The following is a 21250-nucleotide window of genomic DNA, read 5'->3' on the forward strand; positions in this document are numbered from 1 at the left end:
GACTTGTCACTCTCTCAGCAAATCAGGCCGTCAGCGTTGCCCCGCCATCCACCACCACATCCTGCATAGTGATGTGGCTGGCCAGATCGGAAGCCAGAAAAACCACGGTATTGGCAATCTCTTCCGGCTGAGCAATCTTGCCCAGCGGGATTCCCAGTTTGTACTGGTCAGGAAAACCCGCGATAGTGCGCTGTTCAGCATCGGCGCTGTGCCACATGCCGCGCTGCATCGGCGTATCCGTCGATCCCGGCGACACCAGATTGCAGCGCACGCCGTAAGGTGCCAGCTCCAGACCGGCACAGTGAGACAGACTGGTGAGCGCCGCTTTCGAGGCGCAGTACGCCGCCATCTGTAGACGGGGAACATGCGCAGCATTGGAGCCGACGCAGACAATCGCCCCGCGGCGCTGCTGCTTGAAATGCGGAACCAGCGCGTTCAGCAGGTAAAACGCACCAGAAGCATTGACGTTGATGCACTGGTGCCAGTCGTCCACGCTCAGCACATCGATGTCGCCCAGACGCAGAATCCCGGCGGCATTGACCAGCACGTCGAGCCCTGTTTCTGCCAGTTGCTGGCGACAGACCGCCGCCACGCTGTCCGGCTCGCTGATATCCAACGTCACGCAGGTAAACGGATGATCCTGATGCAAGAATTGGCGATCAAATCCGATCACGTTCGCCCCCAGCGCGACAAACTGGCGGGCAATGCTTTCGCCAATGCCGCTCGCCGCACCGGTTACCCAGACGGTCTGGCCGCTGAAATCAAATTGAAGAGGTTGTGCCTTGTTCATCATTTTCCCTACCACACCATTTCCACGCTGTTTTCATCCTGTGACAGCCTGTCATCCAGATAGCGGCAGAAGTCGCTGAGCTGGGGATGATCGAACACATCAGACACCTTGATGCTGACGGAAAATTCTGCGGCCAGACGGTTAACGATCTGGATGGTCTGCAATGACTGTCCGCCCAGCTCGAAGAAGTTATCCCGCGATTGGATCCCCGATACGCCGAGGATCTGCTGCCAGATGGCCCTGACCCGGTTTTCGGTTTCGCTGGCTAACGCCTGCGCCGGTGCTTCGTCGTGGTATTCCGCCAGCAGACGTTTGCGATCGACCTTGTTGGAGCCGGTTTTCGGCAACTGGCGGAAGGCGCGATAATCGGTAGGGATCATCGCCGGCGGCAGCACGCTGCCCAGACGCTGTTTCAGCGCACGCGCGTCGATCTCACCGGCTTTCGTGGCGACAAACGCCACCAGACGCCGCACGCCGTTGGGGTAAACAATGCCCTGAACGCAGGCTTCATCAACATCCGGCTGTGCCAGCAGATGGGCTTCGACTTCCCCTGGCTGAATCCGGTAGCCGCTGATTTTAAATTCGTTATCCATGCGCCCGAGGTACAGCAACTGCCCTTTTTCCAGCCGTACTCTGTCGCCGGTGCGGTAAGCCAGAAGCTCACGGTCGCCCACCGCCAACGGTGTAAATGCCGTGCGCTCCGTGCCGATATAACCCGCCGCCAGCGTTGGCCCCAGCAGCACCAATTCCCCTTCCGCCGCAGGGCGGTCGCCCGCCGCCAAAATCAGCGCGTTGACGCCTGCCAACGGCAGACCGATAGGAAGCTGTGCCACATCGGCAGACTGCGTTTGCAGATCGCAACTGGTCGCCACCACCGTGGTTTCCGTTGGGCCATAGGTGTTAATTAAGCGCAGCGTATCCGGCGCATGGCGTTGCCACTGCGCCAGTTGCTCGGGGTACACTGCTTCACCGCCGATGATGATGGCGCGCAGTGCGGAAGGCATGGTCAGCGTGCCGGTTTTCAGCCCAACCACCCACTCATTCCAGAATGCGGTCGGCAGATCGAGCAGGGTAATCGCCTGTTCTTCTACCTGTTCGACAAAGGTCGGAATCGATTCCAGCATCTCATCGGTGCGCAGCACCAGCGTTGCACCGCTGGTCAGTGTGGCAAAGATCTCTTCGATACTGGCATCAAAGTTAAATGGGGCAAATTGCAGCACGCGATCCGCCGCGCGCAGACCATAGCGCTGACGTGCCGCCGCGATGAAGTGATCCAGCGCACTGACGCCGATCTCCACGCCCTTCGGCAATCCAGTCGATCCCGAGGTGAACATGACATAGGCAATCTGTCCGTCTCTCGCCTCCACAGGCGGCAGCGCGGCAGCCTGTGTGCTGGATGACAGAAGATGCCCCGCCAGAACAATCTCGCCGGAAAAGACCGATGCCAGCCGATGCTGGTAGTCCGCCTGCGTCACAATTGTGCGTAGCCCGGCAATCTGGATGATGTGCTGCTGACGTTCGTGCGGCTGTTCAGGATCGAGCGGCACATACACCGCGCCACACTGCATCACGGCCAGCAGGCAAATGATGGTTTCTGGGCTGCGGTTCAGCATAATGCCGATGCGCTCACCGGGCTGAACGCCGCGCTCATGCAGCGCCGCAGCGGCCTGACCACTCAGATCCAACAGTTGCTGGTAGCTGTACTGCCGATCGCGCTGCGTCAACGCCGGATGATTCGGGTTTTTACGCGCCTGCTTGGCAATCGCCGTCAGAACCGGTTCCACGAACGGTTCAGGCTCGCGGCTGGTGATCAGGGCCAGCTCACGTTCTTCACGCAGCCAGCTTCCCAGCAGTTCGCCGCAGGTTTGCTGCGGCTGCGCCAGCCAGCGCTGAAGCAGTGTAAACAGGGTTTCTTGCAGATTGGCCAGTGCTTCCGCACTGTAACAGGCCGGGTTGGCATCAAAATCCAGCACCGGTGTGCCATCGGGTTTGAAATGGATCTCGATGGTCAGATCTTCTACCGGTCCGGCGCTGAGATTCAGCGTGTTGGACGACAGCGATCCGTAGCTGAGCGGATGATCGAACGGCATGATATTGATTAGCGGACCGAAAAGCCGCTGTTCGCCGCCCACACGGTTCAGATCGCGACGTAAGTGCTCATAGCGATAATGCTGATGCCGACGCAGCGTGCGCTTGGTGCGGGCAACCTGCTGCGCCAGCGCCACAAAATCCGCCTGCTCATCCACCTGAATACAGAGCGGCACAATATTCATCTGCATGCTCGGCACCGTCAGCGAGGCGGAACCGATACGGTTCATCACCATCATGCCGAACGTCAGTCGGTCGCTGCCGGACACCAGTTTGAGGTGCGTCGCCAGCATCGCCAGAAACAGATCCGGCCAGCTGATTTTATTGCCTTCACACAGCGCGGTCAGCGGCTGCCAGATATTCGTCGGCAACACGCTGCTCTGGCGCAAAAAACGCGCCGCAATCGGTGCTTTCTTCTCGCTAAAGCTGGCTGGCTCCGGCATCACGTTCAGTGTTTCCAGCCAGAAATCGCGCGCCTGCGCCGTCTGCCCGCTGGCATCACGCTGCTGTTCCTCTTCCAGCACCTCGCTGAACGAACCGAACTCCGCCACCGGCGCGGGTTGCCCCGCCGTCAGCGCGCTGTAAATCTGGGCGATACGCTGAAACAGCATGGTGGTGCCAAAGCCGTCCAGCGCAATGTGGTGCACGCAGCTGTAGAGAAAATCACGTTTTTCACCGCACAGCAGCGCAAAGCGGCAGGGTAATTCCTTCAGCAAATCCAGCGGCCGGGCGATTTCCTCACGCGCCCACTGGCGTATCGTCTGCGCTTCATCCGTCAGCGGTGCAGGCAACAGTTCAATAATCGGCAGTACGCCGATCGGCACTGGCAGCTGTGAAGCCACAAAGCCGATCTCCGGCTGCTCGGCCTGTTCACCCGCAACCTCAACAAACTGGCAGTACAAACACTCGCACTCCATGACCGCCTGACGGATCGCGCTCAGCATGGCTTCGATATCGACTTTGCCGTCAAACGCAATACACTCCGCCGTGTTGAACGTCGCCTTATCATCGTTCAGGGCATGGCCTAACCACAGCCCGCGCTGCGCAACGCTCAACGGCTTCATGATGCGGCTCCCTGCTGTTTTTCGATCAGCGCCCACCAGGCATTCAGGCTGGGGTTACGCGCCAGATCGACAAAGCTCAGCGTGACGCCCTGATTGCGCCATTCGGTCAGCAGCGCCATCATGCGCACCGAATCCAGACCGTAATCGATCAGGTTTTCATCTTCATCGAACTGATCTTCTTCTTCGTCGATCAAGGTCAGCAGGTGTGCTCTCAGTCCTTGTTTCGTCAGTGCCTGTGCCATTTTTGCTCCTGTGAGTTCTGCCGTGCTAACCACCCGTCCGGCGCGCGTCGCCACATATTTCAGCGCCATCTGGTGTTCCTGAAGTGAGAAATCCGCCACCGCATCGCCGACCATGAACGGCTTGATGTCGCGCATGAAGGCATCCGTCGCGGTAATCATGCAGCCGATATGCCCGTAAACGCCGCAGATAATCAGCTGATCTTTACCCATCTCTTTCATCATCGGTTCCAGCGGCGAACGGTGGAATGCGCTGTAGCGCCACTTCACCAGCACCGTATCGTGCTCATCCGGTGTCAGCGCACTCACAACACGCTGCTTGTCAGGGTGATTATTCAGCCCGGCGCCCCACATATCGTTCAGCAGCGCCCGGTCAGCCGCGCTTTGTGCATTCGGCTGCGCGGTATACACCACCGGAATCCCCTGTGCTTTGCAGTAGGTTCGCAACGCCACAATGTTCTCGATCAACTGCTGCGCCAGCGGGCTGTCCGCGCCATAGAAATTCACGAAATAGTCCTGCATGTCGTGAATCAGCAGCACCGCGCGTTCAGGTTCAAACGCCCAGGAAACCTTGTTCTCAGGGAAATCCTGTGCGCGCGGCAGGGGATAAGAAGCAATAGAAGGGATTGCCATCACAAAATCCTTATTTGTCTTGAGTGCTAAGTTGGGTCTGGATGCGCTGACGGAGTGATTTCTTATCAATCTTGCCGACCGGCGTAACGGGCAAGGTGTCGATCATCTCGAAGCGGTCCGGCAGTTTGAATTCAGCAATACCCTGATTGCGAAGATATTTTCTTAACGTGATGGCTTTCAGCGAGGGATCGCTGACCACCAGAAAAGCGCAGCTCTTTTCGCCCATGACCGGATCGGGCATGGACACCAGCGCGGCATGGAGAATACCGTCATGTTTGAGCAGCAGGTTTTCGATCTCTTCCGCGGCAATCTTTTCACCACCGCGGTTAATCTGATCTTTTTCTCGCCCGACCACGCGCAAATAGCCGTCCTCAGTCATCTGCACCACATCGCCCGAGTGGTAAAACCCTTCGCTGTCAAAGGCGCGGGCGTTGTGTTCCGGGCTGCGGTAATAGCCGCGGAAGGTATACGGGCCGCGCGTCGCCAGCAGCCCCGCCTCGCCTCTCGGTACCGGATTGCCGTCGATGTCCAACACCTTCACTTCATCATCCGGGCTCATCGGATAGCCTTGCGTGGTGAAGATATGCTCGTCGCTGTCGTCCAGTCGGGTGTAGTTCACCAGCCCTTCCGCCATCCCGAGTACCTGCTGTAGCTGACAGCCCAGTACCGCCGGAATGCGGCGGGCGACAGCTTCACTCAGCTTCGCACCGCCCACCTGCAAGATCTTCAGGCTATGCAGCGCCCCGCCAAACTGCTCAGCCGCCTGGATCCACAGCGCGGCGGCGGGCGGCACCAGCGAGGTAATATCGATCTGATGGCGTTCGATCAGCGGGAAACAGGTCATCGCCCCCGGATCCAGTGCCAGCACAACGCGTCCACCAGCGTAAAACACGCCGAGCGAACCGGGCGAGCTTAGCGGGAAGTTATGCGGTGCCGGCAACGCGCACAGGTAGCGGGTTTGTGGCGTCAGCTCGCAGATTTCCACGCTGCGACGCACGCTGTAGTAGTAATCGTCATGAGTACGGGGAATCAGCTTCGGCGTACCGGTACTGCCGCCAGAAAGTTGAAAGAAAGCCACCTGCCCCGACGCAGACGGCCGATACTGGTTGGTCGACGCACACGGCTGCAACCAGTCTGACAGGCTGTGTCCCAGCGGGCTGTCGCCGAGCATCACCACCGTTTGCAGACGGGGAACCTGCGTCTGTAGCCGATCCAGAAACTCACCGTTGCCGAACAGCGGGTGTCCGGCCGATGCGATCAGTAAGCGCGGTTCGATCTGTGTGGCGTATGACAGCAGTTCCAGCTTGTTATGGCTAAACAGCGCGTTAACTGGCGCAACGCCTATTTTCAGCAACGCAAAAAAGGTCAGGTAAAACTCGGCCACGTTCGGCAACTGCACCAGCGCGGTGTCGCCACAGCGCAGGCCGCTTTCCGTCAGGCGCGATGCCAACGAGGAAGACTGCCGATCCAGCTCGCGATAGCTCCACTGGCGTTCGCCGCACACCACCGCAACGGCATCAGGTTGCGTCGCCAGGTGGCGCTCCCAGGCATCCGTTAACGGCAGACCGCTCCAGTACCCCTTGTCGCGATAACGCTGTGCCAGTTCCTCTGGCCAGGGCGTAAATTCAATGCTCATAGTCCATCCACACCTGAGTTAAGCCCAAACGCATTCAGCATCGTGTTTAATTTGGCGGCGGTTTCAGCCCATTCATCCTCGGGGACGGACGCCTCAACAATGCCCGCGCCGGCAAACAGGCGGACGTTGTTATTTTTGATGGTGCCGCAGCGAATCGCTATCGCCCATTCGCCATCGCCGTTGGCATCACACCAGCCGACAATGCCGCTGAATACGCCACGATCGTGCGGTTCCAGTTCGGCGATCAGCTGGCGCGCTTCCTGCGTGGGGAAGCCGCACAGCGCGGGGGTAGGATGGAGTTGGCAGGCGACCTGAAGCGCCGTCATCTCTGGGTTCGCCAGTGCACCGCTGATGGCGGTAGACAAGTGCCACATAGAAGCGGTGTGCATCAGCGAAGGTGCCGATGGAATCGTTAAGGACGAGCACAGCGGCATCAGGCGCTGGCGGATGTCGTCCACCACCAGCTTATGCTCGTGCTTGTCTTTGCCAGAATTCAGCAAGCGCTGGCTATTCAGGTAATCCAGATGTTCATCGTTCATTCGTCGCGCCGATCCCGCCAGCGGATTGGAGACAATGACGTTTCCCTGCTTACGCAGCAGCAGCTCCGGACTGGCACCCAGTAAGATGGAACCATCTGGCAGCGGCAGTGAGAAGTGATAGCCACCCGCGTTCTGCACCATCAGGTTGTTGAGGATCGTTTGCGCCTTAACAGGCCCCGCCAGCTCAATGTCCAAAATGCGCGACAGTACCGCTTTGCTCAGTTCACCGCGTCGGAAGCGCTCAACGGCCTCAGCCACGATGGACTTGAACTGACATTCATCCGGGACGCTGTTTAACGTTAGTGCGGCAGGTGACGCCGCCGTGTGCTTACGAGCCCGGCTGACGAGTTCAGATTTCGTCGTAACGGTATAATTATCAGGGATATAGAGACAAGAGGGTTGCGTGGTATCAAAAGGAATCGCCCCTACCACAATAGGCAGCGACTGCCCTGCCTGACGCGCCCGCTGGAACGCCTGCGCGATTGCAGAGCTCAGCCTGTCATCGTGCGAATCTGGAGCACAAACAGGGGACGAAATACGTTCAAATAAGCCGGAAGTAGAAAGGCTACGGTGTTCCGATGCATATAAAAAAGCGGTCTGTTCCGAATAAGTTAGCCCGCTAAATGTTTCAGCTTCTGTAATCAGTGTATCCACAAGGCAGCTCCTGCGCTCGCAAATTAAATACCAATGATTATTAAAATCATTATCATTTATATCAAGCGCAGTTAAATTACACTGAAGTAACGTGTTCGGTCAATCCTTCCACAGAATGGTTATTCACGCCCATTAATTAGGGGTTATATTGATGTTAATCAATTTTTTTGGGCATCTTTCATAACGGTTAATGGTTAGCAACAGGAATGTATTGATTATAAAATCCACATCACAGATGATAATGAAAATACTTATCATTCATTGTCAGGGGAATTAAGCTGCGCTAGACTGCGCGAATATTTTACTAACTGTGTCTAAATGTGAGCCTGTCATGGATGAAAGCATGTACCGCCAGCACACCCGATCCGTTGTGCATCTGGCGCTGCTAATTAACATGCTTTCCCTCGGCAGCCTGATGATGGTGATGCCGTTAGGTCCCGATTTCATCAGCGCCCTGTCTATGGATGCCAAGAACATCGGCTACATTAGCGGCGGCGCAACGTTTGCCTCCGCCATTGTCGGCTTCCTCGCCGCCCCTTATCTGGACAGATTTAACCGTAAACATGCTCTGATCGTTCTGCTGACGCTGCGCTTCGGCCTGACAGCGGCCTGCATGTTTGCCACCAGCCAAACCCATCTTTTAGTGCTGTTTATTCTGGCGGGCTGCGTGGCTGGGCCGGCCTCTGGCGTGTTGATGGCGGCGGTTGTCGATATTGTGCCGGCCAACGAGCGCGGCAAGCAGCTGGCCTACGTCGGTATGAGTTTTTCACTCGCGGCCATTATCATCATGCCGCTCTCACTGGAGTTAGCTCACCGTATTAACTGGCAAGCGCCGTTTTATATTTTCGGCCTCGGCGGCCTGCTGCTGGCGCTGTTAGTGCTGCGGCTCTTTCCTTCCATGCCGCCGACGCACCGAGTTCAGCAAGGTTCGTCACCCACGACAGCGCCCACTTCGGTATTACACGATCTGCTGGCCTCCCCCCTTTTCCTGTTGGGGCTGACGATCATGTCGCTACAAATGTTCGGTCATTTCCTGCTGATCCCCCATTTTTCCAACTACTTTCAGTTCAATCTTGCTTTCCCGCGGGATGATATTTCCCTGCTTTATCTCTGCGGCGGGCTGGCAAGCATGGTGACCATGCAGCTGTGCGGCAGCCTGCTGGATCGGGGGTATGCCAGCCGGACGATCGTGGTGACGACGCTGCTACTGGCCGTTGTCATCCTCTGCGGTTTCGTTTTTCCTTTTTCACTTTCCCTGTATCTGGTGTTCACCCTGTTCATGGCACTCAGCGCGGCCCGTTCCAGCAGCACGCTGGCGATTACCGCAGGTATTCCGCTGCCGCATCAGCGCGCCGCCTTCATGTCCTATCAGGGAACCGCGGCGAACGTGGCGTCGGGGCTTGCCAGCGTCGCTTCTGCCGCTTATCTGAGCACCTCGGTTGAGGGAAAAATTGATGGATTTTCACAGCTCGCCGTCGCCAGCACCGTCTTTGCGCTGGCCGCCATGCTGCTAACCCTACGCCTGATTCCACAGCTGGCTGAACGCAGCCGAAAGACGGCCGCACGCCAAACGGCACAGGCTACAGGGCAATAAACCGTTCGATTCACTCAATGAGTGGATCGGCAATGCACGTAATACAGCACGCAATCTATTTACGGGGATATTTTTCCACTCTTTGATGGGGTCTTTGACATGCAGCTAAAACCGGAAAATCGTTTTTCACATCATTATTTCCCACACAGTAAGGTGTATCGCGCCCTGCTGGTGACCGGGTTACTGGCACTGCCTGCGCTCGCGCAGGCAGAAAACGCGGCAGATGAAAAAATCGTCGTGACGGCAACACAGACGAAACACACCACGCTAAGCGCCCCCGCCAGCGTCTCTGTCATCACTCGCGCCGAACTGGAAAAGATGTCGGTGAATAACGTTTCCGACGCAGTGAAAAAGCTGCCGGGCATTAACATCAATCCCTCTACCAGTTATGGCCGTAACGAAATCAAAATCCGCGGTATGCGGGCAGACTACACGTTGCTGCTGGTAAATGGTCGTCGTATCAACTCCCAAGAATCACTCGCGACCGATATGGGGAATGATTTCGATCTTAGCTCCATTCCGATGTCGGCGATTGAACGTATCGAAGTGATTCGTGGCCCAATGTCTTCCTTGTACGGTGCCGATGCATTAGGTGGTGTGGTAAACGTGATTCTGCGCCAGCCAGGGGAGAACGTTGCTGGTGAGATCGGCTATAACTTTCAGGCACCGACCGAAGGTTCTGGCGGCGACCACAATCGTCTGAATGGCTACGTCAGCGGGCCATTAATAGAGAATACGCTGCTGGGCAGTTTGATTGTCGATGGCGGAAAACGTGACGCCTGGCGTACCGATCTATCACAAAACCGCAACACGGATGCCCTGGAAAAACGCGATAACTACAGCGTGCTGGGTAATCTGACGTGGTTGATCGACTCCCAGCAAAGTCTGGATTTTGATGCGACTTATACCAAAGATGACCGCTTCGTCGACTGGAATAACTTTGGCGCAACCGTCCGTAATACACAAAAAATTGATCGCCTCGGTCTGGGACTCACACATAACGGTAGCTGGGATAATTTCGATACGCGGTTACGCTACTACTACGAAAATATCGACTTAATGGATAATTCTGAGCTTAATAAAGGCATTGCCGATATTACTCAAAATAATCAGACAGTTGATGGACAAATCTCCGGTTATTTGGGCGATCATCTGCTAACCGGTGGCGGCGAATACCGCATCACATCGCTGGAACACAGCATGAACATGAAAGGCGGGAAAGTAGACGTCAATCAGAGCGCTCTTTTCCTGCAAGATGAATTCAAGATCGCGGATTTAGCCCTCACCTTTGGCGGCCGCGTCGACCACCATGAAGTCTACGGCACCGAGTTCAGCCCACGAGCCTACGCCACTTATAGTTTAACCGACAACTGGGTGATCAAAGGCGGCGTCAATAAGGCATTTAAAGCACCTACGCTAGCCCAGTTCACCCAAGGCTATTCCAAAGCTGACTGTCGCACAAGATGCCAACGCATAGGTAATCCAGACCTAAAAGCAGAAACCTCTATCAGCTATGAAATCGGCACCGCCTATGAAGCAGAACGCTTCGGCACAGGCGTTACTCTGTTTAATAATGATATCAAGGATATGATCCAAGCCGAGGCGTGGGATAATAAATCCCCGACGGTTACTTACTTCAACGTCAGCAAGGCTCGCATTCAGGGTATCGAAACCTCATTCTGGATCGATGTGACAGAGGACCTGAACTGGACTACCAACTGGACCGTGGTTGATGCCGAAGATCGCACCACCAGAAAGCGTCTGAAGCAAACCCCGAAAAATACGGTTAACACGCAGTTGAATTGGCAGGCACTGGATAACCTCTCAACTTATGTGTCCTACCAGTACACGGGGAATCAATATTTACGTGATAAAGAAACAAATAAAACACGCGGCTTTAATACCGTAGATATCGGTGCAACCTACACGCCAGTTAAAAACGTGGATCTGAAGCTGGGCGTCACTAACCTGACCAACGAAAAACGGGACTATGTTGCCACTAATCTCGACTACTTCCTGTCTGGACGTACGGTATACGGCGGCGTGAGCTATAAGTTCTGATGCCGATAGGTTCTGATCAATAACTCTAGCCCGCTCACGCGGGCTTTTTTAGCAGCAGAGAAACGTGGTGACGTCGTACTCTCGTAGCAGATACGCGCCTTTAAAGCGGCGTCCGGCGTAAAACGTCGGCGTCAGATCGGTCAGCAGTTCCAGCTCAAACTCGCGTTTAGTGATATCCAACGCCACCAGTCGGGCATCCAGAAAATCGAAATAGTGCCTGACCTGTGGGTAAAGCGCCTTAAACAGGCTCTCCTTCGCCGAGAAGCTGATCGTCAGCAAACAGCTAAAGGCTTCTTCCCGCTCCTGAAACCATTGGAATTCTTCATCACCAATGATGCCGGGCCACAGCGATTGCGCACGTTCGTCGGACATAAATCCTTCGATATCCACCCCCACGCACGAGAGCGCATCGCTACGCAAATGGGCAGCACAGAGTACGCTGTCTTTGTTATGGCTCAGCGAACCAGCGATGTTTTCCGGCCACTGCGGCGAGCGGTCTTCTGCGCTATGCAGAATAAAATCAGGATGTCCCAGCTTGTTCAAGACGCGTCTGGCCAGACAGCGCCCAGCCAGAAATTCGGCGCGGCGTTTCGGCACAGCACGCTCCAGTGCATCGGAAAAAGGAATGTTCGCCTCGGCAAAAAGCGCGTCGTCATAGGCAGACAAATGGAAATGGCAGCGAGCAGTAATACCTGGGTAGGCGGCACCGTCCGTTGCCCGTGGAAAAGTAATCCATTCAACATCATCGATAAAAGCAGAAAGCATGTCACTCCACTCAGGCAAGCATATCGCACCCGCATTCGGTAAACGTTGCGTAGACTGCGCTTAATCCCTGAATAACGTAGGGATTTAAACGAACAATGGGCGACTTTCGCCGCCCATCATCTCGCTACTGCAAGAATGCCTGGTTACATTACAGGGCCAGGAAGAACCCTGCGATGCAGGCGCTCATCAGGTTAGAAAGCGTACCTGCCGCGACCGCTTTCAAACCAAAGCGGGCAATATCCTGACGCCGAGTCGGTGCCATACTGCCCAAACCTCCAATAAGAATAGCAATAGACGAAAGGTTAGCAAAGCCGCACAGCGCGAACGAAATCACAGCTTTGGTATGCTCAGACAGAACCTGCAAACCAGCGGCCTGTACCACGTCATCCGCTTTCAAATATTGGCTGAAATTCATGTAAGCCACGAACTCGTTAACAATCAGCTTTTGCCCAATGAACGAGCCCGCCACAGTGGCTTCACTCCATGGAATACCAATCAGGAAAGCAATAGGCGCAAAGCACCAGCCCAGAATCAGTTCCAGCGACAGCTGCGGGTAGTCAAACCAGCCGCCGATCCCGCCCAGAATGCCGTTCAACACGGCGATCAGGGCGATAAACGCCAGTAGCATCGCCCCCACATTCAGTGCCAGCTGCATACCGGAAGCCGCACCGCTTGCCGCCGCATCGATGACGTTAGCCGGGCGATCGTCTTCATCGACAAAGCCTACCATTTCGTCATGGTCGTGCGTTTTTTCCGTTTCCGGCACCATCAGTTTAGCGAACAATAACCCGCCCGGTGCCGCCATGAAGGAGGCCGCAATCAGATATTCCAGCGGCACGCCCATCTGGGCATAGCCCGCCATCACGGCACCTGCAATCGAGGCCAACCCGCCACACATCACCGCAAACAGCTCTGACTGCGTCATGTTGGCGATATACGGGCGAACCACCAGCGGCGCTTCCGTTTGGCCGACAAAAATATTGGCCGTTGCTGAGAGCGATTCGGTACGGGAGGTTCCCAACAGTTTCTGCAATCCGCCACCGAGCACCTTGATGACCAACTGCATAATGCCCATGTAGTACAGCACGGCGATCAGAGAAGAGAAAAAGACGATAATCGGCAATACACGGAGTGCGAAAACAAACCCGCCACCGCCAAAGACTTCGAACATTTTGTCGGAGACCAGACCGCCAAACATAAACGAAACGCCTTGATTTCCGTAGGCGATAACGTTTGCTACACCGCTCGTCATGCCCTCCAGAATTTTGCGTCCTACTGGTACATATAGCACCAGCGCGCCGATACCAATCTGAAGAATGAAAGCACCGACGACGGTGCGCAATCTGATCGCTTTACGGTTATTCGATAACATAACCGCGCATAAAATCAGAACAATCATGCCGATGAGACTCATAACGAGTTGCATGTGCAGTTCCCTATAACGCGTGAAAAAAGTGAAAGCATAATAAAAAATCATTTCGCCAAAGCAGTAAGCACGTGCTGGCGAGCCGATTATAAAGAGTGGCCCGAAAAGGTCGCTAATTTATGTCACAAATACATACAACATCGAACAGTCCAAAACACTAAAAAGTGATCTCCATCACAATTTAGTGGTTGGTATATGAAATCGAAATGACTGTTCTGTCTGTTGTTGCACAGAAATAAGAGAAAAGCGGAAGCAAACAGGCCTCCGCTTTCGGGGAAGGGTTGCAACATAACGGTAGCAGCGTTATGCCGGAGTGAGCCGTCCAAACAGTCTGAATGAATTCTGCCAGAGCGCCTCGGCTATCTCCTCTGGCGGTTCTGTGCGTAGCTCACACAGCGTTTGAAACGCACACGAAATACGCTCGGGTCGGTTTGGCTGCCCCTGATAGCCACTCATCGGCATATCGGGAGCATCCGTTTCCAGCAGCAACCGATCTAACGGCAGTTGCGCAATCGCCTGACGCGTTTTATTTGCCCTGTCGTAGGTAATGGTTCCCCCGACACCGATGTAATAACCCAGTCGGATAAAGGCCTGCGCCTGCGCCAGACTGCCCGCAAACCCATGAACCACACCGGTACGCGGCACGTCGATACGGCGGAGCAATTGTGCCAGCCTATCGTGGCTGCGCCGCGAGTGCAGGATCGTCGGGAGATCGTATTTTTTCGCCAGCCGAAGCTGAGCCTCAAGGAAGGTAAGCTGCCGCTCGAACTGCGGTTCCGGCATATAGAGATCCAGCCCAATCTCACCGAGCGCGACCAGTCTGGCAGGCTGTTGCCGCAGTTCGTCTTCCAGACGAATCAGATCGTCCTCCTGATGCTCGGCGATATAAAGCGGGTGGAGGCCAAGCGCCGCGTAAAGCGGAGGGTAAGTACGGGCAAGCGTCAACACGCGTTCAAAATGCTGAGAAGCCACGGCGGGAATAATGATGCGCTCAACCCCTGCGCCTTGTGCCAGACGCAAGCTTTCCGGTGCATCATCGTAAAAGAGGGGGAAATCGAAATGACAGTGGGTGTCGATAAACCGGTATCGTTCGGAAGGCACGTCGCTTCTCTCCGTCAAGATTAAGTCCACCAGAATGAGGCGACCTAATCGACGAGCAAATGATATCTTGCCAAAGCATCATGGCAGAATAGGATTTGTCGTTGCGGTAGGGCCTCAGTGTAACGTGGTTTTCTCTGAGGATACCTCGTCGTACGCTTTTCCGTAACCCTCTTGCAAAACGCCGGACAAGTAATCATTACTCCCTTCCAGCCAAGCGCAGTCGCTGTCAAACCAATCGGCCCACAGCGCCAGGAAATTTCCTTTCCACTGTTTCCATTTGCCAACAACGATATCGCTATTCATCATAACCCTCCTGATAAACTGTCGAAATGCAGCAAATATGCGGGCAGTATCAGTAAAAGATAGTATGCCAGTAAAGATAGTGTGCCGATAAAATGTGACAGCCGCGTGGCGCGGCTGTGTGCTCTGTATGACATTTCTTTCTATACAGAAAGAATGAAAGAATACGCTGTGCTACGGCCGTTTTCGACCAGTGAACAAGCTAAGCAGAAACAGAATAATACCGACCACAAAGACGATTTTCGCCGCGCCAGCTGCTGTACCGGCCAGTCCGCCGAAACCCAGTGCTGCCGCGATAAGTGCGATAACTAAAAATATAATGCCCCAACGAAACATACGCTCTCCTTACCAGACAAAATGAAAAATCATGGTGGTCATCCTGACGCGATTCTTGCGTCCTGACTGCGTATCCACAGATGGTGTTTTATTATGCGGATTAGGTAGGGTTATCCGCTATGCCGGATAACCCCGTGTGAAATGGCGATGATTATTTAACCGTCAGGTCGTTCTTGACGCTTTTCACACCGTCAACGGCCTTCGCAATACTTTCTGCGCGCTCAGACTGCGCTTTGTTATCCACCCCGCCGCTCAGTTGCACCACGCCTGCCTGTGTTTCCACTTTCACTTTACGGGACGGAACAATATCATCCGCCAGCAGTTTGGCTTTAATCGTGCTGGTAATCACAGCATCATCGGCGTAAGCGCCAACCGATTGAGACTGAGCATCTTTCACCTGCAATTTATCGCTGACAGACTGGACGCCCTCAACCTGCGTAGTGATTTCCACCGCTCGGGTACCCAATGCCTGACTGCCGACAAAGCCCGTGAGCGTAACGACGCCGTTTGACGTTTCAACCGAAATGTCGCTGCTGGTAATCGATTTGTCTTCCAGCAACGCACTCTTCACTTTTGCTGTGATAGCGCTGTCACTCATGTAGCCAGAGGCTTTATTGGCGGAGCTATCGATTTTTGCACCAGTTGTATCCGCGATACGTTCTACTTTCTGCCCCAACGTCTCTTCCGCCATGGCGCCGCCAGCCAGAATCGAACCCAGAGCAACTACGATCAGCGATTGTGTCAATGTGGTCTTTTTCATCGATGTCTTCCTTCTTATGCTCTCTATAAACCCGAAATAAGCTATTTGGGTCACGTTAGCGCCTGCACAGTCATTAGCAAATCAAGGTGATAATGACGTTACCCACGCTCCGATGATTCCCTCTTCTTGCATGAAAAAAATCAGAGCATTGAGTTGCAAATACGAAACAAATCAAAATAATGAACCAACTTAAATTACGTTAACAGTTGAACAAGCTAAATCAGTTAACACGTTGTTAACTATAGCCCACAGAATGGAAAATCACAGGGGTTCGAGAGAATATGTATCGCAATTCAGATTTGTCTGTTGCACCGAGGGACGACATAACGCAGGAAAAAATAAAAAACTAACGCATTGATTTTTAACTAATTTAAAAATAAAAACACCCGGCATAATTGGCCTCAAACCAAACATAACCGGGTGATGATTATTTTAACAATATGGTCACGATTTAAACGCCACAGCCACCGATCTTTTCGTGAAACCGTGGCGCATCAATCCATGTCTTTGTGAGCCGATGCTGTTATAAAAATGAGTGCATTATAAAGATTAATGCTCGCGCGTTTGGTGGAACGTCACTTCTGGGTAGCGCTCCCTCGTCAGGTTCAGGTTAACCATCGTCGGAGCCACATAGGCCAGGTTATCCCCGCCATCCAGCGCCAGATGCAGTTCGTTCTTACGCTTAAACTCTTCGAATTTCTTCACATCGCTGCACTCAACCCAGCGCGCAGTAGAAACGTTCACCGACTCGTAAATCGCCTCAACGTTGTATTCCGTTTTCAGACGGGCAACGACCACATCAAACTGCAACACACCGACCGCACCCACGATAAGATCATTATTGGTCAATGGACGGAAGACCTGCACCGCGCCTTCCTCAGACAGCTGTACCAGCCCTTTCAGCAGCTGTTTCTGCTTGAGTGGATCGCGCAGGCGGATACGACGGAACAGTTCCGGCGCAAAGTTAGGGATGCCGGTGAATTTCATGTCTTCACCCTGCGTAAACGTATCGCCAATCTGAATGGTGCCGTGGTTGTGTAACCCGATGATATCGCCCGGATAGGCTTCTTCAATGTGGGAACGGTCACCCGCCATGAAGGTCAACGCATCTGAAATCACCACGTCTTTACCCGTACGCACCTGACGCAGCTTCATGCTCTTTTCATATCTCCCGGACACCACGCGCATAAACGCCACGCGGTCACGGTGTTTCGGGTCCATGTTGGCCTGAATCTTGAACACAAAGCCGGTGAATTTCTCTTCCGCCGCCGTGACTTCACGGGTATCCGTTTTACGCGGCATCGGCGCGGGTGCCCAGGCAACCAGGCCATCCAGCATGTGGTCAACGCCAAAGTTACCCAGCGCCGTACCAAAGAAGACCGGCGTCAGTTCGCCTGCCAGAAACGCATCCAGCTCAAATTCGTGCGATGCACCTTTCACCAGCTCCAGCTCTTCACGCAGCTGTACAGCCAGTTCTTCGCCAACCGCAGTATCCAGTTCCGGGTTATCCAGCCCTTTAACGATGCGCACTTCCTGAATCGTATGGCCTTTACCCGTCTGATACAGATAGGTTTCATCTTTATAAAGGTGGTACACACCCTTGAACAGCTTGCCGCAGCCAATCGGCCAGGTAATCGGCGCGCAGGCAATCTTAAGCTCGCTCTCGACTTCATCCAGCACTTCCATTGGATCGCGGATGTCACGGTCAAGTTTGTTCATGAACGTCAGAATCGGGGTGTCGCGCAGGCGCGTGACTTCCATCAGCTTACGTGTACGATCCTCGACCCCTTTTGCGGCGTCGATCACCATCAGGCAGCAGTCCACCGCCGTCAGCGTACGATAGGTATCTTCGGAGAAGTCTTCGTGCCCTGGGGTATCGAGCAGGTTAACCAGACAATCACGGTAGGGAAATTGCATTACGGACGTGGTGATTGAGATACCACGCTGCTTTTCCATCTCCATCCAGTCGGATTTTGCATGCTGGTTCGAACCACGCCCTTTTACCGTACCGGCAGTCTGGATCGCCTGTCCGAACAGCAGGACCTTTTCGGTAATCGTGGTTTTACCGGCATCGGGGTGAGAAATGATAGCGAACGTTCTTCTTTTAGAGACTTCGCGGGCGTATTCACTTGGAGACATGATTTTCAGGTTTCTTTTGTTAGCCACCCGGCGTCAGCATCAAGTCAACAACACACCGATGGCAGATCGTCAGGCAAAGCGGAAATAAACTGTAGCCGAGCATTTTCCCTGATTTAACGTGCAGACACAATCGGTGATGGCATAAACCGCAGGCAGAGCACGATTGCCCGTATTCCTTCTCCGTTATTCAGTACCGAACCGCAATAATCACACATGGAAACATTTTTAAAGAGTTGGGTTACATTTGCCGATAACACTCAGGTTAACATTTAACCACTTGATCGCACTTAAGGAGAGAGTATGAGCTTGTCTGTAAATAATACGGGTTATAGCAATTCTCAGGCCCAAAGCACCGCGACACCATCGGCTACAGCACAGTCAACGACAGAAAAATCGACAACGGCAAAGTCCATTACAACCAACCGTGACAGCATAAAAGTCGTCGATCCGATTACCGGAAAAACCGTCACCTTCCCCAACAGTATAAAAATTTCTGCGGAAGCGCTGGCACGATTGAAAGAAAATGCAGGTACCCCCCCCTCTTCCTCCTTGACTGAGGAGGAGAAAAGTAAAGCGCTAGAGGATATTCTTAAAACACGGAATCTCATTCAGCAAAGCAACACGACCAATACTAACCCAGACATCAAGTTATCGGTTGACCCCATCGGCACAAACGAAATGGCACTTGAGCTCTGGTCAAATAACCTCAAAGAAGACAGCGGCATCAGTAAAGAGGATTTTGTCGGTCTGGTTCATCAAGCACTGTCGAAACCATCTGATGTAACAACGTGGAGCTATACCACTGATAGCATCGAAATCACGCTAAAAGCCGCAAAGTTGGAAGAACTGAAAAACCGCTATGTGGATAGCAGCGCCCACCAGAAAGCCGATAAAGATATTCAGGATTTCATCAAATACCAGTCTGATGCGCTGAGTAACCTGGAAAAAAACATTCTGCAAGATGAGTATCAGCGCAGCGTCGACGCGGGAGACACCGAGAAGACAAACACGACGTTCCTGGAACTACAGAAAAATGCGGAAGGCACATCGGCCACGCAGGTTCAACGGCAGCAAATCTTTTCTCTTGCAGCCTCAACGCCTGCTAATTCGCTGTTTGACAGCTTTCGTAACTATATCTCTGCAACGGCGTCTGACCGCTATACCCAAAACGATCATCTCTCCGTCATCAGCAAATTTCAGTCTCACTGGTTCCAGTTTCAGCAGCAGTTGAAATAGCCACACCGCCCTCCGTACAAACACGGCGTTTGTACGGGGTGGCCGTCGGGCACATCAGAGGCCTTTCTCTTCCTCGTCCTTTTTCACTACCGTCCCATCGTTCGGCCGCGTATCGCTCTCTGCCTCGTCCTCTTCTTCTTTCACGGGTGTACTCGCCGTGAGAAGATAAGGCGACTGTTGCCAACGAGTACGACGATTCTGCAACAGCGTTCGGGTCAGAATGATGCCGATAGCCAACGACAGCAAAATCATCAGGCGCAGAATATTGGTGGTGTTGTCTACCTGTCTGGCTTCGGTCGCCAGCACATGGGTATCTAAGGTGATACGCAGGAAGCCGATAGGCCCTTCTTTCCCTTCAATCGGCTGCACCAGCTGATGGTTAAAGTAGCTGCCGACCCGATTGCCGTCCAACGCCAGCCGATCTCGCAGTTGTACCTGTTCACCAACATGCGCCACCAGCGAGCCGTCCTGCTGATACACACCAGCATCCAGAATACGGCTATGATCGGTAAGTTGTTTGAGAATGGTATTAATCTTTTGGCTATTATCATCCACGCTGCCCATCAGCGGAGAAAGGCTGTAAGCCACCTGTCTGGACAGCGTGCGCGCCAGATCTTCAACCTGTTCAGATCGCGCCATCTGGTGGCTCAAACTGAAATAGGACGCCCCTTGCATTAATACCACCAGCAGGGCGAGGCAAATCAGCACAATTGCCGTGCGGTGTAGACGAAATTTCACCCGGGCGCGAACCATGATAATCCTTACACGATTTGGATACTTTCATGTTGCCAGAAGCGCCGACGATAGGATAGCTTGTTGCCCAGTTTTTGGAGGGATATGTTTGGTCGACGCCACATCCCTCTTTATCGCACGACTTTATCGCACTACTGCCAGCAGAGGATGTTCTCCATGTCGAATAGTCTGACCTATCGTGATCTTCCTGATGAGATCAACTGTTGGCCGGGACTGCCATTATCACTGAGCGGTGACGAAGTGATGCCGCTTGACTACCGCGCTGGCGATACTGGCTGGCTTATTTATAGCGACGTCCTCGATAAGAACCTGATTTCTCGCTACCAGCGTAAACTGGGCAGCGCGATGGTGATCGTAAGCGCCTGGAACGTGGGCGATTATCAGGTCGTGCGTTTAGCCGGCACGCTGACGCCACGGGCCACCAAGCTGGCTCATGAACTGGGGATCGATGTTGCGGCCATGCGTAACGCGCCGACGCTGCGTTCACCGGGATTACTGGTAATGGACATGGATTCCACCGCGATTCAGATCGAATGTATTGATGAGATCGCCAAGCTGGCGGGCACAGGCGAACTGGTCGCTGAAGTCACCGAACGCGCGATGCGCGGCGAGCTGGATTTTGCGGCCAGCCTGCGTCAGCGCGTGGGAACATTAAAAGGTGCCGACGCAAATATTTTAAAAACAGTACGTAAAACGCTGCCGCTGATGCCGGGCCTGCGTAATATGGTCAGCCAGCTTCAGGAAGCAGGCTGGCACGTAGCCATTGCATCGGGCGGGTTTACCTACTTTGCCGATTATTTGCGTGACGAACTCGGTTTGGTTGCCGCCGTTGCCAACGAATTAGGCATGCAAGACGGCAAGCTGACCGGCGAAGTGATAGGTCAGATTGTCGATGCAAAATATAAAGCGACCACGCTGCAACAGCTGGCGGAAAAGCTGGAAATCCCAATGCATCAGACCGTTGCCATCGGCGACGGCGCGAACGATCTGCCGATGATCAAGGCCGCCAGCTTAGGCATTGCCTACCACGCCAAGCCGAAAGTCAATGAACAGTCAGCAGTCACCATTCGCCATGCCGACCTGACAGGCGTGCTGTGCATTCTCAGCGGCAGTATGAGACACGAAAAGCGTTAATC

Annotated in this window: 17 protein-coding genes; 4 read left to right on the plus strand and 13 right to left on the minus strand. The window is 54.0% G+C overall.

The features are described from left to right. Positions 1-22: 22 nt before the first annotated feature. From dhbA to WCT94_RS02775, 5 genes are read right to left on the minus strand one after another with little or no spacing between them, the layout of a single operon-like run. Entirely contained in the window at positions 23-793 is a 771-nt protein-coding gene (gene dhbA / locus WCT94_RS02755; protein WP_336867819.1) for a 2,3-dihydro-2,3-dihydroxybenzoate dehydrogenase, read from the minus strand. A 5-nt stretch (positions 794-798) separates the two neighbouring features. Continuing rightward, positions 799-3942: an amino acid adenylation domain-containing protein gene (locus WCT94_RS02760; RefSeq protein WP_336867821.1), complete on the minus strand. Its 3144-nt coding sequence runs from the start codon at positions 3940-3942 to the stop codon at positions 799-801. Next, positions 3939-4814, minus strand: a complete 876-nt coding sequence (locus WCT94_RS02765; RefSeq protein ID WP_336867823.1) for an isochorismatase family protein — start codon at positions 4812-4814, stop codon at positions 3939-3941. The genes WCT94_RS02760 and WCT94_RS02765 overlap by 4 nt, the downstream gene beginning before the upstream one ends. 10 nt (positions 4815-4824) lie before the next feature. Beyond that, the gene (locus WCT94_RS02770) at positions 4825-6450 is read right to left on the minus strand and encodes a (2,3-dihydroxybenzoyl)adenylate synthase (RefSeq protein WP_336867824.1); all 1626 of its coding nucleotides are present in this window, start codon (positions 6448-6450) and stop codon (positions 4825-4827) included. Then, a complete protein-coding gene (locus tag WCT94_RS02775; protein WP_336867825.1) occupies positions 6447-7643 on the minus strand; it encodes an isochorismate synthase in 1197 nt (398 codons plus the stop codon). The genes WCT94_RS02770 and WCT94_RS02775 overlap by 4 nt, the downstream gene beginning before the upstream one ends. Before the next feature lie 331 nt (positions 7644-7974). Between WCT94_RS02775 and WCT94_RS02780 the strand changes: the two genes are divergently transcribed. Further along, on the plus strand, positions 7975-9237 hold the full coding sequence (locus tag WCT94_RS02780; protein ID WP_336867827.1) for an MFS transporter: 1263 nt from the start codon (positions 7975-7977) through the stop codon (positions 9235-9237). 99 nt (positions 9238-9336) lie between these two features. Next, complete coding sequence (locus WCT94_RS02785) at positions 9337-11298, plus strand: TonB-dependent receptor domain-containing protein (RefSeq protein WP_336867828.1); 1962 nt, start codon at positions 9337-9339, stop codon at positions 11296-11298. Between the two features lie 48 nt (positions 11299-11346). Here the strand turns inward: WCT94_RS02785 and WCT94_RS02790 are convergent, their stop codons facing one another. From WCT94_RS02790 to prfC, 7 genes are all read right to left on the minus strand, one after another. Continuing rightward, entirely contained in the window at positions 11347-12063 is a 717-nt protein-coding gene (locus WCT94_RS02790; RefSeq protein ID WP_336867829.1) for a 4'-phosphopantetheinyl transferase family protein, read from the minus strand. 148 nt (positions 12064-12211) lie between these two features. Then, complete coding sequence (locus WCT94_RS02795; RefSeq protein ID WP_336867831.1) at positions 12212-13489, minus strand: NupC/NupG family nucleoside CNT transporter; 1278 nt, start codon at positions 13487-13489, stop codon at positions 12212-12214. A gap of 303 nt (positions 13490-13792) precedes the next feature. Next, a complete protein-coding gene (locus WCT94_RS02800; RefSeq protein ID WP_336867834.1) occupies positions 13793-14590 on the minus strand; it encodes a TatD family hydrolase in 798 nt (265 codons plus the stop codon). A 114-nt stretch (positions 14591-14704) separates the two neighbouring features. Further along, complete coding sequence (locus tag WCT94_RS02805; protein WP_336868079.1) at positions 14705-14893, minus strand: CsbD family protein; 189 nt, start codon at positions 14891-14893, stop codon at positions 14705-14707. A gap of 171 nt (positions 14894-15064) precedes the next feature. Further along, entirely contained in the window at positions 15065-15226 is a 162-nt protein-coding gene (locus tag WCT94_RS02810; RefSeq protein ID WP_012773166.1) for a DUF1328 domain-containing protein, read from the minus strand. 151 nt (positions 15227-15377) lie between these two features. Further along, a complete protein-coding gene (osmY, locus tag WCT94_RS02815; protein WP_336867835.1) occupies positions 15378-15986 on the minus strand; it encodes a molecular chaperone OsmY in 609 nt (202 codons plus the stop codon). Between the two features lie 549 nt (positions 15987-16535). Further along, complete coding sequence (prfC, locus tag WCT94_RS02820) at positions 16536-18125, minus strand: peptide chain release factor 3 (protein ID WP_336867837.1); 1590 nt, start codon at positions 18123-18125, stop codon at positions 16536-16538. A gap of 300 nt (positions 18126-18425) precedes the next feature. Here prfC and WCT94_RS02825 point away from each other — a divergent pair, with 300 nt between their 5' ends. Beyond that, positions 18426-19361, plus strand: a complete 936-nt coding sequence (locus tag WCT94_RS02825; protein WP_336867839.1) for a hypothetical protein — start codon at positions 18426-18428, stop codon at positions 19359-19361. 54 nt (positions 19362-19415) lie between these two features. Here the strand turns inward: WCT94_RS02825 and WCT94_RS02830 are convergent, their stop codons facing one another. Then, positions 19416-20114 carry a YtjB family periplasmic protein gene (locus tag WCT94_RS02830; RefSeq protein WP_336867841.1) on the minus strand — a complete coding sequence of 233 codons (699 nt, stop codon included), beginning with the start codon at positions 20112-20114 and terminating at the stop codon, positions 19416-19418. Between the two features lie 156 nt (positions 20115-20270). Between WCT94_RS02830 and serB the strand changes: the two genes are divergently transcribed. Further along, positions 20271-21248 (plus strand): phosphoserine phosphatase, encoded by a 978-nt coding sequence (gene serB, locus WCT94_RS02835; RefSeq protein WP_336867843.1) that lies wholly within the window; start codon positions 20271-20273, stop codon positions 21246-21248. The last annotated feature ends 2 nt before the right edge of the window (positions 21249-21250 follow it).

This window comes from Pectobacterium sp. 1950-15, assembly GCF_037136835.1.
GTDB lineage: Bacteria > Pseudomonadota > Gammaproteobacteria > Enterobacterales > Enterobacteriaceae > Pectobacterium.

Coding starts and splice junctions, on each gene's coding strand:
- dhbA (WP_336867819.1), bottom strand. CDS start 793: ATGATGAACAAGGCACAACCTCTTCAATTTGATTTCAGCGGCCAGACC.
- WCT94_RS02760 (WP_336867821.1), bottom strand. CDS start 3,942: ATGAAGCCGTTGAGCGTTGCGCAGCGCGGGCTGTGGTTAGGCCATGCC.
- WCT94_RS02765 (WP_336867823.1), bottom strand. CDS start 4,814: ATGGCAATCCCTTCTATTGCTTCTTATCCCCTGCCGCGCGCACAGGAT.
- WCT94_RS02770 (WP_336867824.1), bottom strand. CDS start 6,450: ATGAGCATTGAATTTACGCCCTGGCCAGAGGAACTGGCACAGCGTTAT.
- WCT94_RS02780 (WP_336867827.1), top strand. CDS start 7,975: ATGGATGAAAGCATGTACCGCCAGCACACCCGATCCGTTGTGCATCTG.
- WCT94_RS02785 (WP_336867828.1), top strand. CDS start 9,337: ATGCAGCTAAAACCGGAAAATCGTTTTTCACATCATTATTTCCCACAC.
- WCT94_RS02790 (WP_336867829.1), bottom strand. CDS start 12,063: ATGCTTTCTGCTTTTATCGATGATGTTGAATGGATTACTTTTCCACGG.
- WCT94_RS02795 (WP_336867831.1), bottom strand. CDS start 13,489: ATGCAACTCGTTATGAGTCTCATCGGCATGATTGTTCTGATTTTATGC.
- WCT94_RS02805 (WP_336868079.1), bottom strand. CDS start 14,893: ATGAATAGCGATATCGTTGTTGGCAAATGGAAACAGTGGAAAGGAAAT.
- WCT94_RS02810 (WP_012773166.1), bottom strand. CDS start 15,226: ATGTTTCGTTGGGGCATTATATTTTTAGTTATCGCACTTATCGCGGCA.
- osmY (WP_336867835.1), bottom strand. CDS start 15,986: ATGAAAAAGACCACATTGACACAATCGCTGATCGTAGTTGCTCTGGGT.
- prfC (WP_336867837.1), bottom strand. CDS start 18,125: ATGTCTCCAAGTGAATACGCCCGCGAAGTCTCTAAAAGAAGAACGTTC.
- WCT94_RS02825 (WP_336867839.1), top strand. CDS start 18,426: ATGAGCTTGTCTGTAAATAATACGGGTTATAGCAATTCTCAGGCCCAA.
- WCT94_RS02830 (WP_336867841.1), bottom strand. CDS start 20,114: ATGGTTCGCGCCCGGGTGAAATTTCGTCTACACCGCACGGCAATTGTG.
- serB (WP_336867843.1), top strand. CDS start 20,271: ATGTCGAATAGTCTGACCTATCGTGATCTTCCTGATGAGATCAACTGT.